The sequence below is a fragment of the Enterobacter sp. P82 genome (genome assembly GCF_037053385.1).
Classification (GTDB): domain Bacteria; phylum Pseudomonadota; class Gammaproteobacteria; order Enterobacterales; family Enterobacteriaceae; genus Enterobacter.
In genome coordinates this window covers 273,867-288,850 of record NZ_JBALHX010000004.1, presented here as the reverse complement: position 1 = coordinate 288,850, position 14,984 = coordinate 273,867, and the positions used below count along the sequence as shown (strand labels likewise).

14 protein-coding genes are annotated in these 14,984 nt (G+C 56.1%); 5 read left to right on the top strand and 9 right to left on the bottom strand.

Annotation, left to right across the window (positions count from 1 at the left end; genetic code table 11):
• Positions 1 to 76 precede the first annotated feature (76 nt).
• Entirely contained in the window at positions 77 to 1,552 is a 1,476-nt protein-coding gene (locus tag WB237_RS18615) for a TrkH family potassium uptake protein (RefSeq protein WP_336215242.1), read from the top strand.
• A gap of 32 nt (positions 1,553 to 1,584) precedes the next feature.
• On the opposite strand, the gene ftsP is transcribed toward WB237_RS18615, so the two are convergent.
• The 4 genes from ftsP to WB237_RS18595 form a co-directional block, all read right to left on the bottom strand.
• Positions 1,585 to 2,997, bottom strand: coding sequence for a cell division protein FtsP (gene ftsP, locus WB237_RS18610; protein WP_336215239.1), 1,413 nt, complete (start codon positions 2,995 to 2,997; stop codon positions 1,585 to 1,587).
• 58 nt (positions 2,998 to 3,055) lie between these two features.
• Positions 3,056 to 3,793: a 1-acylglycerol-3-phosphate O-acyltransferase gene (gene plsC / locus WB237_RS18605; protein ID WP_336215236.1), complete on the bottom strand. Its 738-nt coding sequence runs from the start codon at positions 3,791 to 3,793 to the stop codon at positions 3,056 to 3,058.
• 163 nt (positions 3,794 to 3,956) lie between these two features.
• A complete protein-coding gene (gene parC, locus WB237_RS18600; RefSeq protein ID WP_336215234.1) occupies positions 3,957 to 6,215 on the bottom strand; it encodes a DNA topoisomerase IV subunit A in 2,259 nt (752 codons plus the stop codon).
• 118 nt (positions 6,216 to 6,333) lie between these two features.
• A complete protein-coding gene (locus WB237_RS18595; RefSeq protein WP_336215232.1) occupies positions 6,334 to 6,735 on the bottom strand; it encodes a YgiW/YdeI family stress tolerance OB fold protein in 402 nt (133 codons plus the stop codon).
• 138 nt (positions 6,736 to 6,873) lie between these two features.
• On the opposite strand from WB237_RS18595, the gene qseB reads away from it, so the two are divergent.
• The 4 genes from qseB (at position 6,874) to WB237_RS18575 (ending at position 9,900) form a co-directional block, all read left to right on the top strand.
• Complete coding sequence (gene qseB / locus WB237_RS18590) at positions 6,874 to 7,533, top strand: quorum sensing response regulator transcription factor QseB (RefSeq protein WP_336215230.1); 660 nt, start codon at positions 6,874 to 6,876, stop codon at positions 7,531 to 7,533.
• Positions 7,530 to 8,867, top strand: coding sequence for a quorum sensing histidine kinase QseC (gene qseC / locus WB237_RS18585; protein WP_336215228.1), 1,338 nt, complete (start codon positions 7,530 to 7,532; stop codon positions 8,865 to 8,867). The genes qseB and qseC overlap by 4 nt, the downstream gene beginning before the upstream one ends.
• Positions 8,868 to 8,972: 105 nt before the next feature.
• Entirely contained in the window at positions 8,973 to 9,554 is a 582-nt protein-coding gene (locus tag WB237_RS18580) for an NAD(P)H-dependent oxidoreductase (RefSeq protein ID WP_023616895.1), read from the top strand.
• Between the two features lie 31 nt (positions 9,555 to 9,585).
• A complete protein-coding gene (locus tag WB237_RS18575) occupies positions 9,586 to 9,900 on the top strand; it encodes a putative quinol monooxygenase (RefSeq protein ID WP_028017166.1) in 315 nt (104 codons plus the stop codon).
• A 45-nt stretch (positions 9,901 to 9,945) separates the two neighbouring features.
• On the opposite strand, the gene WB237_RS18570 is transcribed toward WB237_RS18575, so the two are convergent.
• The 5 genes from WB237_RS18570 to WB237_RS18550 are packed head-to-tail and all read right to left on the bottom strand — an operon-like array spanning position 9,946 to position 14,620.
• On the bottom strand, positions 9,946 to 10,833 hold the full coding sequence (locus WB237_RS18570) for a MurR/RpiR family transcriptional regulator (RefSeq protein WP_336215223.1): 888 nt from the start codon (positions 10,831 to 10,833) through the stop codon (positions 9,946 to 9,948).
• Positions 10,830 to 11,780: an iron-siderophore ABC transporter substrate-binding protein gene (locus WB237_RS18565; RefSeq protein WP_336215221.1), complete on the bottom strand. Its 951-nt coding sequence runs from the start codon at positions 11,778 to 11,780 to the stop codon at positions 10,830 to 10,832. The genes WB237_RS18570 and WB237_RS18565 overlap by 4 nt, the downstream gene beginning before the upstream one ends.
• A 10-nt stretch (positions 11,781 to 11,790) precedes the next feature.
• The gene (locus tag WB237_RS18560; RefSeq protein WP_336215219.1) at positions 11,791 to 12,831 is read right to left on the bottom strand and encodes a FecCD family ABC transporter permease; all 1,041 of its coding nucleotides are present in this window, start codon (positions 12,829 to 12,831) and stop codon (positions 11,791 to 11,793) included.
• Positions 12,828 to 13,811: a FecCD family ABC transporter permease gene (locus WB237_RS18555; RefSeq protein ID WP_336215217.1), complete on the bottom strand. Its 984-nt coding sequence runs from the start codon at positions 13,809 to 13,811 to the stop codon at positions 12,828 to 12,830. The genes WB237_RS18560 and WB237_RS18555 overlap by 4 nt, the downstream gene beginning before the upstream one ends.
• Positions 13,808 to 14,620: an ABC transporter ATP-binding protein gene (locus WB237_RS18550; RefSeq protein ID WP_336215215.1), complete on the bottom strand. Its 813-nt coding sequence runs from the start codon at positions 14,618 to 14,620 to the stop codon at positions 13,808 to 13,810. Before WB237_RS18550 ends, WB237_RS18555 begins: the two co-directional genes overlap by 4 nt.
• Between the last annotated feature and the right edge of the window lie 364 nt (positions 14,621 to 14,984).

Here is a 14,984-nt window from a genome sequence, read left to right as displayed (position 1 = left end):
TTAATTTTGGATCATAATATCCACTATATCTTCCGGCGTGTTGCCCCCGGAATGTGTTCTTGCACGGAGTTCTGTTGTGAAGTCCAACAATTCGTTACATATATCTCAGCTGCGGGTTGTCCTTCACCTCTGCGGTTTTCTGGTTCTGCTGTACAGCCTTTCGATGCTGCCGCCAATGGTCATCGCCCTGCTGAATAAAGAGCGGACCTATTTTGCGTTTTTAACCACCTTTTTAACCTTTTTCAGCCTTGGTGGACTAACGTGGAGGGCAACCCGTCATGCCGGTATTCAGCTGCGTACCCGCGACGGTTTCGTAATTATTGTGCTGTTCTGGCTGCTGTTTTCATTGATCAGCGCCATGCCGTTATGGATGGATGACGGGCTCCAGCTCTCCTTTGCTGACGCGCTCTTTGAAGGGGTTTCCGGGATAACCACTACCGGGGCAACGGTGATCGGGGACGTCAGCGCCCTGCCTAAGTCATACCTTTATTACCGCGCTCAGCTAAATTTCATTGGCGGCTTAGGCGTCATCGTGTTGGCCGTCGCGGTGCTGCCGCTATTAGGTATCGGCGGCATGAAGCTCTATCAGTCAGAGATGCCAGGACCGTTCAAGGAGGAGCGTCTGACTCCCCGCCTTGCCGATACCGCGCGTACGCTGTGGGTGACTTATTTCGCGCTGGGTGCGGCCTGCACCCTGGCCTACTGGCTGGCGGGAATGTCTTTTTTTGACGCCATCTGTCACGGGCTTTCGACCGTGTCGTTGGGCGGATTCTCTACCCGCAGCGAGAGCATCGGGTTTTACGACAGCCACGCAATTGAACTCGTCGCCGGCGCGTTTTCGCTGCTCTCCGCATTCAACTTCACCCTCTGGTACGTCGCGATTGTCAGACGCACCCTGAAGCCGATTCGCCGCAGCCCGGAGGTTAAATTCTTTCTGGGTGCCGCCGCAGTGGTGATTGTCATTACCGCCTGGCAGGTCTGGCATGCGGGGATGTACAACGCGACGGATAGCCTTGTTCATGCTTTCTTCCTGGCCAGTTCGATGATGACCGATAACGGTCTTTCGACGGCCGATTACGCGCACTGGCCTGCCCACACCATTTTCCTGCTGTTGAGCGCCAGCTTTTTTGGTGGCTGCGTGGGATCGACCTGTGGCGGGATCAAAGCGCTGCGTTTTCTGATCATGTTCAAACAGAGTATTCAGGAAATGAATCAGCTTGCACATCCACGCGCGCTACTGAGCATTAAGGTCGGTAAAAGCGTGGTGAATGAACGCGTCCTGCGCTCGGTATGGAGCTTCTTTTTCCTCTACGTGATGATTACGGGCTTTTTTGTCTGGGCGCTCAATCTGATGGGCTACGACCTGTTTACGTCATTTGCAACGGTAGCGGCCTGTATCAATAACATGGGGCTGGGTTTTGGCGAGACGGCGTCCACCTTCGGGACATTAAAAGAAGAGGCCAAACTGTTGATGTGCGCAGCGATGATCTTAGGGCGTCTGGAAATTTATCCGGTGCTGATCCTCTTCTCGCGCTTTTTCTGGCGGGCATAAAACATTCCCGGCGAACCGGGAATGTCGGGGGGTTATGGCGCAGGGTTGACCAGCATCTGCCCCACTGACCCCCTGTCCATCATCTCCAGCGTCTGGCTGTGGAACAGGAACGGGAAGTGCGGCCACGAAGGCTGACCATAGTAGACAAGCAGTTCGACCTGACCATCCACCCAGACGGTGTCTTTCCAGCCACGGTCTTCCGGGAAAGGCATCGCGCCGTTCACATTGCGGATCAGGAATGACACACCTTCAATATGGAACGACTGCGGCATGTCGGAGCGAACGGTCCAGCGCTCCCAGGTGCCCTGCTGCGCGGTAATATCGATACGGTTGACGTCCCACAGCGCACCATTGATGCCAGGATCGTCGCCCAGGCTGATATCGCGGCTGCGCACTGGCGAACCGCTCATGATCTCCTGCGGCAGCAGGCGCATGGGCAGGCTGTCGGTCACCAACGGCAGCAGGCCGGTTGGGCGCAGGGTCAGCACCAGGGTAGAAACAAGAATGCTCGACGGCTCAAAGAACCCTCGAATACGGTCAACAATACTTGCCGCTTCACCGCAGGTGACAGACACTTCATCCCCATTCGTCATATCAATGAGAATTTCACGACGTTCACCCGGCGACAGCGCCAGTTGTTTGACGGAAACCGGCGCAGGTAAAAAGCCCTGGTCACCGGAGATCACGTGCAGCGCGCGGCCATCACTCATTTTCAGCTGATAACGGCGCGAGTTTGAGGCGTTGAGCAGACGCAGACGCACCCAGCCACGCGAGACTTCAACGTAGGGGCTTTGCGCACCATTGACCAGCAGCGTGTCGCCGACGAAGCCACCGCTGCCCGGCTCGCTGTATTCCGGCGTACCGAAATTATCCAGACGTTTGTCCTGGATAATGATCGGGAAATCATCCACACCATAGTGATTCGGGATCGGCAGGGATTTGCTGACCTCATCTTCTACCAGCCACATCCCGGCCAGACCGTTATACACCTGTTGTGCAGTGCGGTTAGGGGTATTGGCGTGATACCACAGCGTTGCCGCACTCTGACGAATGGGCAGCACTGGCGCCCAGTCAGCATTGGGTGACATCATCCTCGGCGCACCGCCAATCAGCGGGCCAGGAACCTGTAAACCGCTGATGGTCATGGCAACATTTTCGGACGTGCGGTTACTGTAGATGAGTTTAACGTCATCGCCATTCCATACGCGTATGGTCGGCCCAAGGTAACGCCCGTTAATGCCCCATACCGGCGCACGCGTCCCCTGGGTAAAGGACCAGTGGCTGCGCTGTAATGTCAGGAAAAGCGGTTGTCCGCGACGGGATTCAATTAACGGCGGAATGGGCAGCGGCTGTTGCTGCCCGGCGGCGCTGGCTGTCAGCGGCATCGCACCCGCACAAAGGGCGATCCCTGAAGCCTGAATAAACTGACGCCGACTGAGTGACATATAAGCTCCATCTGAAACGACTAACAACGCGGGAATTCGTTTTCCCTTTAACGCCGGATTAAATCTTACCGGCGGCTTCTCTCTCTGCGACTTCTTTGTCGAGCAGCGCAATATGCTGAGCCATCAGCTCGCGGCAGTGTGCTGCCAGCTCACGCACCTGGTCTTTACCGTATTTGCTGGTATCGACAGGTGGCAGCATTTCGACAATCACCAACCCATTATTCAGGCGATTAAGATTAATCTTATTAGAAGTATTGGAAACACACACAGGAATAATTGGAACACCTGCCGCAATTGCGGCATGAAACGCGCCCGTTTTAAACGGCAGCAGGCCACGACCACGGCTGCGCGTCCCTTCCGGGAACATCCAGATGGATATTCTGCGTTTTTTAAAATGATTCACGACTTCCGCAATAGTGCCGTGCGCTTTTGCACGGTTATTACGGTCGATGAGCAGATTACCGGTGAGCCAGTACAATTGACCGAAAAACGGGATCCACAGCAGGCTCTTTTTCCCCACCGTGACGGTTGGAGGAAGAACGATATTAGAGGCCGTCACCATATCGTAGTTGTTCTGATGATTAGCGATAAAGATGGCATTACCGAAATTCTCAGCACCTTCTGGCAGACGTTTTTCAACCTTCAGACCAAACAGCGGCGCAAGACGACCAAACATATGACCAAAGGTGGCAACATGCTTCGGATTACGCGGGCTGAACAGGCAATAAATAGAGCCGAAAATACAGACCAGAATGCAGTAGATAACGGTAAGAATAAGACGAACAATGTATAGCATAGCGACCTCTGAAGCCCCAACAGCTGACAATTATACTTCACCTGTGGCCAGGTAAGGACTTTATTACGAGCGCGTATTGTTAATCGCAACGCACGAATTAACAACGATTTTACGGGAAATTTTATTGAAACTCCCCCTCCGGACAGAGGGGGATATCACGACATTACTCTTCGCTGTCACCTGCGGTGCTGCGTGCAGGAGAGTCAATCTCCACGCGGTCGATACGCTGCAGGCCACGCATCAGTGAGCCGCGACGACCGCGCTCACCGACGACCTTTTGCAACTCTTCCGGACGAAGTTTGATTTTACGCTTACCGACATGAATGGTCAGCGTGCTCTGCGGCGGCAGAAGGAAGAGGTGCGCGAGACCATCTTCACCTTTCGCCGCTTCCGCGGACGGGATGTTGATGATCTTGTTACCCTTGCCTTTTGACAGTTCAGGCAGATCGCTAACCGGGAACATCAGCATACGTCCGGCAGTGGTGATCGCCAGCAGCATGTCACTCTCGTTCTCAATCACCAGCGGCGGCATAACGTGGGCGTTATCCGGCAGGCTAATCAGCGCCTTACCGGCACGGTTGCGCGAGACAAGATCGTTAAAGGTACAGATAAAACCGTAACCGGCATCAGACGCCAGCAGCAGTTTCTGCTCATCGGTTTCCATCAGCATATGGTCAACCGTGGCACCCGGCGGAAGCGTCAGCTTGCCGGTGAGCGGCTCGCCCTGCCCGCGCGCGGAAGGCAGCGTGATTGGATCAATCGCGTAGCTACGGCCCGTAGAGTCGATAAACGCCACCGGCTGGTTGCTCTTCCCTTTCACGGCAGCTTTGAAGCTGTCGCCCGCTTTGTAACTCAGCCCCGGCGCGTCGATGTCGTGGCCTTTGGCGCTGCGCACCCAGCCGCTTTGAGACAGAACAATGGTCACCGGCTCGGACGGCTGCATGTCGTGCTCGTTCATCGCCTTCGCTTCTTCGCGCTCGTGCAGCGGAGAACGACGGTCGTCGCCGAAAGCATCGGCATCGGCCTGCAGCTCTTTTTTCAGCAGGTTGTTCATCTTGCGTTCGGACGCGAGGATCGCCTGCAGCTGATCGCGCTCTTTTTCCAGATCGTTCTGCTCACCACGGATCTTCATCTCTTCCAGTTTGGCGAGATGGCGCAGCTTCAGTTCGAGGATCGCTTCGGCCTGGGTTTCGCTGATGCCAAAGCGCGACATCAGCGCAGGCTTAGGCTCGTCTTCGGTACGAATGATCTCAATCACTTCGTCGATATTGAGGAACGCCACCAGCAAACCTTCGAGGATATGCAGGCGCTTAAGCACTTTCTCCAGACGGTGGTTCAGACGACGGCGTACCGTATCGCGGCGGAACGTCAGCCATTCGGTGAGGATCTCCAGCAGGTTTTTCACCGCCGGGCGTCCGTCGAGGCCAATCATGTTCAGGTTGATACGGTAGCTTTTTTCCAGATCGGTGGTGGCAAACAGGTGGTTCATCACCTGCTCCATGTCCACGCGGTTGGAACGCGGCACGATCACCAGACGAGTCGGGTTCTCGTGATCCGATTCATCGCGCAGGTCGTCCACCATCGGCAGCTTCTTATTGCGCATCTGGGCGGCAATCTGTTCCAGCACTTTGGCGCCGGAGACCTGATGCGGCAGCGCGGTGATCACCACCGCACCGTCTTCTTTGGTCCACACCGCGCGCATACGCACGGAGCCACGACCGTTCTGGTAGATTTTACGGATTTCCGCGCGGGAGGTGATGATCTCCGCTTCAGTCGGATAGTCCGGTCCCTGCACGATATCCAGCAGCTCGTCCAGCGAGGTTTTCGGCTGTTCAATCAGGGTGATGGCGGCTTTCGCCACTTCACGCAGGTTGTGCGGCGGGATGTCTGTCGCCATACCAACCGCGATACCGGTGGTGCCGTTCAGCAGGATGTTCGGCAGGCGCGCAGGCAGCATCTTCGGCTCCTGCAGCGTGCCGTCGAAGTTTGGCACCCAGTCAACGGTTCCCTGACCCAGTTCGCCCAGCAGCACTTCGGCATATTTAGACAGACGGGATTCGGTATAACGCATCGCTGCGAAGGATTTTGGATCGTCCGGTGCCCCCCAGTTCCCCTGGCCATCCACCAGTGGATAGCGGTAAGAGAACGGCTGTGCCATCAACACCATCGCTTCATAACAGGCGCTGTCGCCATGCGGATGGTATTTACCCAGTACGTCACCGACGGTACGGGCGGATTTCTTGAACTTGGCGCTGGCATTCAGCCCCAGCTCGGACATCGCATAGACGATGCGGCGCTGAACAGGCTTCAGGCCATCCCCGATAAACGGCAACGCCCTGTCCATGATGACGTACATGGAGTAGTTCAGGTAGGCGTTTTCCGTGAATTCATGTAGCGCGAGGCGCTCTGCCATATCGCTCATTACGTGTGATTCCTCAACTCAGAAACCGAAGGGTTTCAGGCAATATTGCCGCAGATACTACCTTATCTGCCGGGTTGAGTCACAAAGAAAAAGGGCCGGATAAGCGGCCCTTTCTGGGTTATTTGTTCAACTTGATAACCTGCTTCACATCGATTTCAAACTCGTTCCAGTCTTTATCGACCTTACCCTGGAGTTCCACTTTATCCTGCGGGGTCACGGTTACGCCGTTCCAGCGCTTGTGGTCAATCTCTACCACTACCGTTCCGGTCTCGTCGCGGAAAGTGTAGCGGTCATCAGACAGGCGCTCGGTGATGTTCCCGCGCAGCTTCACCCAACTATCATCTTTCATCTCTTTCACCTTCACCGCCGTGGTGAGGTTGGCGTCATTATCGACAAAGCCGCCAGTCTGAGTTTGAGTCTGGGTTTGTGTGGCCGACGGGCCGTTGAATCCCCCTTGTGCAGCAAATACAGGGGCAGTGGTCATCATCATGATGGCGGCAATCGCAGCGAATTTTTTCATATTAACTCTCCCTTTAATCTGGTTTCGCGGTCCATTTAACAGGGTAATCCTTAACAACTTCTTAAGGGGAAAATTTATTTATTATTGCTGTACAGCAGGCGCTTACAGAGGGTTTACTGACGACATCAAGGAGGGAACATGCGCATTTTACTGGTAGAAGATGACAAGTTAATCGGCGATGGTATCAAAGCGGGTTTAAGCAAAATGGGCTTTAGCGTGGACTGGTTTACCGACGGAAAAACGGGTCAGGCAGCACTGTATAGCGCGCCGTATGATGCCGTAGTGCTCGATCTGACATTACCAGAAATCGACGGGCTGGAGATCCTGCGTGGCTGGCGTGAAAGCGGGCGCAGCGAACCGGTGCTGATCCTGACCGCGCGGGATGCACTTAACCAGCGCGTTGAAGGGCTGCGTCTGGGCGCGGATGATTACCTTTGTAAGCCGTTCGCCCTGATCGAGGTCGGTGCCCGTCTCGAAGCTCTGGTCCGCCGCAGCCATGGACAGGCACGCAGCGAGCTTCGCCACGGCAACGTCACGCTCGATCCGACCCGTCTCATCGCCACGATGGACGGCGAAACGCTGACGCTCAAACCCAAAGAGTTCGCGCTGCTTGAGCTGCTGATGCGTAATGCAGGTCGGGTGTTGCCGCGTAAGCTGATCGAAGAAAAACTGTATACCTGGGACGATGAGGTCTCCAGCAATGCCATCGAGGTTCACGTCCACCATCTGCGCCGTAAACTTGGCAGCGAGTTTATCCGCACCGTGCATGGCATCGGCTATACCCTGGGTGACGCATGAAACTGAGCCTGAAACTTCGCCTGACGCTTCTCTTCCTGCTGCTCTCTCTGACGGCCTGGTTTGCCGCCAGCCTGGTCGCCTGGCAGCAGACGACCCACAAGCTCGATAAACTGTTTGATACCCAGCAAATGCTTTTTGCCAAACGGCTGCTGACAATGGATCTTGATGAGATCCGTGCCCCCGAGCGCATGCGCGAGATCCCCAAAAAAGTGAAGCATGGTCGTCTGGATGACGACGCGCTGGCTTTCGCCATTTACGCCGTCGACGGCAAAATGCTCCTGAACGACGGGGAAAACGGGCGCGATATTCCGTACCACTATCGCCGCGACGGGTTTGATAACGGGCAGCTGCAGGGCGACAACGATGAGTGGCGTTTTTTATGGCTGACCTCCCCCGACGGAAAGTACCGCGTGGTGATCGGCCAGGAGTGGGAGTATCGGCAGGATATGGCGCTGGATATAGTCAGTTCGCAGCTTACGCCGTGGCTGGTGGCGCTCCCCGTGATGCTATTGTTGCTAATCCTTCTGTTAAGCCGTGAACTCAGGCCGCTGAAAAAACTGGCGCAGACCCTGCGTTCTCGCTCGCCAGATGCCACCGAAGCACTGACGGTTCAGGGTGTCCCCACGGAAGTGCGCCCCCTGCTCGACTCGCTAAATCATCTGTTCGCCCGCACCCAGGAGATGATGACCCGCGAGCGCCGCTTTACCTCTGATGCCGCCCACGAATTACGCAGTCCGCTGGCGGCCCTGAAAGTGCAAACTGACGTGGCACAACTCTCCTCGGACGATCCGCAGGCACAGGCAAAAGCGCTGACACAACTGCATGCGGGTATTGACCGTGCGTCCCGGCTGGTGGATCAACTTCTTACGCTGTCGCGTCTGGATTCACTGGATAACCTTGACGATGTCGAACGGATCACCCTGGCCGATTTACTGCAGTCGGCCGTGCTGGATATCTGGCATCCCGCTCAACAGGCAGGCATTGATATCCGGCTGAACATCAATGCGCCAGAGGTTACACGCACGGGTCAGCAGCTGCTCCTGAGCCTGCTTGTTCGCAACCTACTGGATAACGCCATTCGTTATAGTCCGCGAGGCAGCGTGGTGGACGTGACGCTGGACACCCGAAGCTTTACCGTGCGCGACAACGGCAACGGCATTTCGCCTGATGCGCTGGCGCGCCTCGGCGAGCGATTTTATCGACCACCGGGGCAGGATGCCACGGGCAGCGGGCTCGGATTATCCATTGTGAAACGCATCGCCGCCCTGCACGGTATGCGTGTTTCATTAAGCAATGCGGCGGAAGGCGGTTTTGAAGTGAAGGTCAGCTGGTAAGGGATTATTGCATTTAGCGCAAAAGACTTTGCACATTTTGCTCATTTTTCCGCTCCGTCCTCGCGCGTAGAATACCCGCCATACTCTCATCATCGAGGACAAATAATGAGCAACATTCTGATTATTAACGGTGCAAAAGAATTTGCGCATTCTAAAGGCCAGTTGAATGACACCCTGACCGAGGTCGCGGACGGTTTCCTGCGCGACGCCGGGCATGATGTTAAGGTCGTGCGTGCAGACAGCAACTATGACGTGAAAGCCGAAGTGCAGAACTTCCTGTGGGCTGACGTGGTGATCTGGCAGATGCCGGGCTGGTGGATGGGCGCGCCGTGGACCGTGAAAAAATACATGGATGACGTGTTCACTGAAGGTCACGGCTCTCTGTATGCCAGCGATGGCCGCACCCGCTCTGACGCGTCCAAAAAATACGGTTCAGGCGGTCTGATTCAGGGCAAAAAATATATGCTGTCACTGACCTGGAACGCCCCGCTGGAAGCCTTCACCGAGAAAGATCAGTTTTTCGAAGGCGTAGGCGTTGACGGCGCATACCTGCCGTTCCATAAGGCTAACCAGTTCCTGGGGATGGATCCGCTGCCAACCTTTATCGTCAACGACGTGATTAAAATGCCTGATGTCCCACGCTATATCGCAGAATATCGCAAGCATCTCGCGGAAATTTTTGCTTAACTGGTAGCCTGGAATTAAAGGAGTAGTAAACATGCTTACCGTTATCGCAGAAATCCGTACTCGTCCAGGTCAACATCACCGTCAGGCGGTGCTGGATCAGTTCGCGAAAATTATCCCGACCGTACTGAAAGAAGAAGGCTGCCATGGCTACGCGCCAATGGTGGATGCCACCACTGACGCCAGCTTCCAGGCCACCGCGCCGGACTCGATCATCATGGTTGAGCAGTGGGAAACCGTCGCGCATCTTGAAGCGCACCTGCAGACCCCGCACATGAAAGCGTGGAGCGACGCGGTGAAGGGTGACGTGCTGGAAACCCACATCCGTATTCTGGAGCAAGGGGTTTAAGTTTCCCCCAGACCCGGTGTGCGCTAGCGCCACCGGGCTTTGTTTTTAGCTGCTTTTCTTCCCCGGTTTTAATCCCCGATGAAACTCGTTGATCCGCTTCATTGATTTGATGGTGCGCTGCGGCTCGGTGGAGGCAACGGACACAATAATCATCTCCAGACACAACAGTACCGTACCATGAAGTGGGATTTTGCCCTTTTCGCCGCCGCGTGGGACGTGGATCACTACGCTGGCCTCTTTACTGAAACGCGAGTCCAGGGCGTTGGTCAGCAGGATAGTCGGAATACCGAGACGTTTTGCTTCACGCAGCGTGGTTTGCCCCTCCCGGTGCGCGGATTTCTGCGCCATCATCACCAGCACGTCACCGCGCTGAAGGGTGATGAGCTGTTCGGCAAGCCCTATTCCAGTACGGTTAAGCGGTGTGGCGGGTAATCCCATACGGCTGAACAACCTGGCGGTGTACTCGGCCAGAATACCCGAAGCGCCGATACCAAAAATCGCGACCTGCCTCGCCTGTGCCAGCAGTGAGACCGCCTGAGCCATCGCATAGCGGTTGTGGGGTTCGGATAATACGTCCAGGGTGTGCTGATGTCCCTCCAGCACAAAATCAATGCTCGCATTGACATCGCTGGTCAGTGTATTCACTGTGGTAGACATCTTTTCGCTGGAGCTGACTACTGGACCAAACCACTGTTCCAGCGTCTGTTTGAGATCGCGCAGCCCGGCGAACCCCAGCGCCTGAATGGCGCGTACCACGGTGGCATCTGAGGTTTTTAACAGTGCAGCAATCTCCATTGCCGTTTGTTCCATCACCGCTTCGCGGTTCTCATTGATATAGCTTGCCACCTGCAGCACGCGCGGCGTCAACTGGTGCGCACGCGAACGAAAGCGGTCACCGTAGACATCCACGCGCCCTTTCTCTTTGCGGATCACCGTGATGCCTCCGGCAGTGGTCGCCCGGCTATCTGCGATTGCACCTGCGCAGCCATCAGGCCTAAAGACGCGAAGGAATTCGAGATGGCCTCTTCACGTGAGATCAGCACGTAGTGTCCGGTTCGGCAGGCGTTCAGGAACTGACACCAGCCAGGCATTACCGCCTCCATCGCTGCCAGCTCGTCCTGCGGTTTACCCCCGGTATCCCCGCGCCAGGTAGCGAAGACGAAATCGGCATCCAGCTCCGGCAGACGCTCGGCGCTGACGTCAATCCGTCCCCCGTCCGGTATGGCCTCAATTAGCGGCGGGAAGGTGAACCCGGCATCACGCAGTACACGACCCAACGAGTGGTAGCTGTGCATGGCGTTAATCTTTCCCTGATTCGCCTGAATCACTGACACGCTAATTTTGCGGGTATCCACCGTCGCTTTCAGTGCGTTGATTTGTTCCTGATAGCGGCGCACCAGGATCTTCAGTCGCGCCTGCGTGCCGGTAAGTTGCGCCAGCTTGCGGTAGATTTCCGGCGCACCGCCGTCGAGATGATCGATGCTCACCGTCGGGGCAATTTTTTGCAGCTGTTCCACCGGCGTGTTGCGGGTCGGTTCAGTGATAATCAGATCCGGTTTTGCAGCGGCGATGGCCTCAATGTCGATATCCGCAGTGCCGATAAACTTGATGTCGGAATTATCGAAATCGACGCCCGTTAGCATGCCGCTGGAACGCAGAAAATGGCTGCCGTCCGGTCGCGTACGGCCGTGGCTGGCTACCGGCGGTACGCCAAGCTCAATGAGCGGGATGGTGATATCCAGGTCATGCAGCGAGACAATCCTTTTCGGATGAACCGGCACAACGACCTTGCGCCCCAAATCATCGGTAAATGTCTGAGTCGGTTCTGCCGCGCTCACCGCAAACCCGACCAGCAACAACATCGAAAAAAGTACGCGCATCCTCAGTCCCCTAAAATCTGTCCCGACGCTGCCAGAGCAACAGCAGGAAAAACGGTCCGCAAATCAATGAAATCACAATTCCCGCTGGCAGTTGCAGCGGGAGAAATGCCAGACGCCCGACGTTATCCGCCAGCAACACCAGCAGCGCCCCCAGCACGGCACTTCCCGTCAGGAGCGCGGTTTGCCCACCACACAGCAGCAGACGTGCCATATGTGGGGCAATGAGTCCCACGAAACCAATACTGCCTACGCAGGAGACGCAGGCCGCCGTCAGCACCACCGGGGCGAGAACGCGCAGCAGTGCCAGTCGGGTTGTACGCACGCCCAGGCCTGTTGCGGCCTGATTACCGAGTAACGCAACATCGGCGGCACGCGCGGTAAACAGTAACAACGCAAACGCAGGAAGCGTCCAGAGTGCAGCCAGCCCCACCAGCGTCCAGTTTGCCGCATGCAGGCTTCCTGCCAGCCAGAGCATTGCCGTCTGCACGTCACGCACGTCGGCGGTGGTCATAAAGACACCCATTGCGGCAGCAAAGGCCCATGACACACCGATGCCAATCAGGATGAATCGCGGACGCGAAATATCACGCGCCAGCAAGACCACCAGCATCGCAGTGAGTAGTCCCCCGGCCATTCCTGCCAGCGGACGCCAGGCCAGGCTCAACGCCGGGAACTGAAAGATCAGCACCAGCACTGCCGCACTGCAGCCCTCTTTCACGCCGATAAGACCGGGATCGGCCAGGCCATTGCGGGTGATGGACTGCATGGCCGCTCCGGCCATGCCAAGCATTGCGCCGCACAGTACCGCCATCAGCAGGCGCGGCAGACGAATATCCATCACGATATAGTGCGCCTCTGCTGTCAGACCTTCAGGAGAAAACAGCGTGCGGGCAATAGCGGAGGTGGGAATGGGCAACGAACCGTGCGTCAGAACAAAGCCCAGCAGACTTAATGCCACCAGTGCTAAAAACGCCAGGCATACAAGCGTCTTCGGGCGAACCAATGCCGACAGGCGACCAATACGGATCGCGCGGAATCCGGCCCGGTTCATTTGAACATCCTCGACGCCATGAAAATGAAGACTGGTGCGCCAACCAGGGCTGTCATGATGCCGGTTGCCAGCTCCCAGGGCGTAAACAACGTACGGGCGGCAATATCTGCCAGCAGCAGAACCAGCGCGCCACACAGGGCAGACAGCGGCACCATCACGCGTAAATCGACCGACACCAGACGGCGAATGAGCTGCGGCACGACCAGGCCGATAAAGCCAATCGGCCCGGCGATAGATACGGCCGCACCGCAGAGCAGAGCGATGGCCAGCAGGGCCAGCAGGCGCGTCCTGAGCAGTGAAACGCCAAGCCCTTGCGCCATCCGGTCGCCCAGAGCCAGCATATTGAGCGACGGGGACACTCCGATAGCGAGAACAAAACCGCCAGCAGCAGCCCACAGGGCACTCTGAAGCGTTTCTTGTTTTACCCCCGCTAAATCCCCCGCCAGCCAGGTTCGCAGGGCAAGTAGCGTCTGTTCATCCAGAATCAGAACTGCGGCAGTCACCGATGAGGCAAATGCCGACAGTGCCACGCCACACAGCGTCACTTTCATGGGTGTGAGCCCGGTGCGGCCAGACGAGGAGAACATCAGCACCAGCAAAAACAGCGCGGCGGCACCGGCGGCGGCAACGAGCGGGCGACCAAACGGCAGCGTCATCCCGAGCGCACTCGTCAGCACCACCGCCAGAGCTGCCCCGGCATTCAGCCCCAGAATATGCGGCTCGCCGAGCGGGTTGCGGATCACGGACTGTAGCAGGACGCCCGCCACGCCGAGCGCGGCGCCTGTCACCATCGCGGCGCAGAGACGCAGCAGTCTTAATTTGATAATGACGTTATGGTCGAAATTATGGGGATTAAAATCAAAAAATGCCTGGACCACCGTCAGCGGAGGAATAACGCGCGCGCCGATACCCAGGTGGGCGATCGCCCCCATCATCAGCAGTAACGCAAAGAGAATAAAAGCCAGCGTTGTGCGTATCATGGTTTTTCAGTGACCTGACGGAACGGCATAAAAAACGGTTTGCCAGTCAACGGGTTAACCGACATATGCACGTCGACATCAAACACGGCTTTGATCAACTCCGGCGTGCAGGCATCGCCCTCATGCAATACGCCTTCAACTTTCCCCTGACGTAAAAAGATCAGCGAATCACCGTAGTTCACCGCGAAGTTAAGATCGTGCAGCACCACCACGACGGTGCGTCCGTGCTGGCGGGTCAGCATATGCAGCAGTTCCAGGATCTCCACCTGATAGCGGAGATCGAGAAAGGTTGTCGGTTCATCCAGCAGGATATATGGCGTTTGCTGCGCCAGGGCCATGGCGATCCAGCAGCGCTGACGCTGACCGCCAGACAATCTTTCAACCGGCAGATGTGCAAACTCCGCCGTCCCCGTCAGCCGCAGCGCCTCTTCAACAGCCCGTTCGTCCTCATCGCTCCACTGGCGCATAAAATTTTGCCAGGGAAAGCGCCCGCGTGAAACCAGCTCAAAGACGGTTAACCCTTCCGGCAGCAGCGGAGACTGCGGGAGAATGCCAAGCTGACGGGCAACCGTTTTGGTCGGCTGCTCATGAATGGCTTTACCGTCCAGCAGCGCGGTGCCCCCGAGCGGCAGCAGCAGCCGCGCGATAGTGCTCAACAGTGTGGATTTTCCACAGCCGTTCGCCCCTACCAGCACCGTCATTTTCTGCTGAGGGATCGCAAGGGAGATATCATCAACGATGATTTTTTTCTGATAGCCCGCAGAGAGGTTCTCCAGAACCAGTCCCGGTTGTTTTGTGTTGTGAGCCACGTGAACGCCAACGTAATGAAAAACCAACAAATAAAAATAAAACTCATTCTCTTTTGAAGAGTTTGACGCTGCGCCATGTAGTAGTCAAGAGAAGAAACACCCTGATAAAACCAGGGATAAACCTGAAGAAACATGAATGAAACATGGCCAATAAAAGCATTAATTTCAACATATTAATCAGCATTCTGATGCACTTATACGCATGGTTAAATGTTGTAGCCGATTTTTGCTTTTTTCCATTTACTACTACACCCCCACATGATTGAATGATTCTCAATTACATGTTCGATGCCATACGGTTAACGAGCAGACAATTAAGGGCAATGACTCACATATTCTTCCGCGCCCCTTCATGCGCGGGATA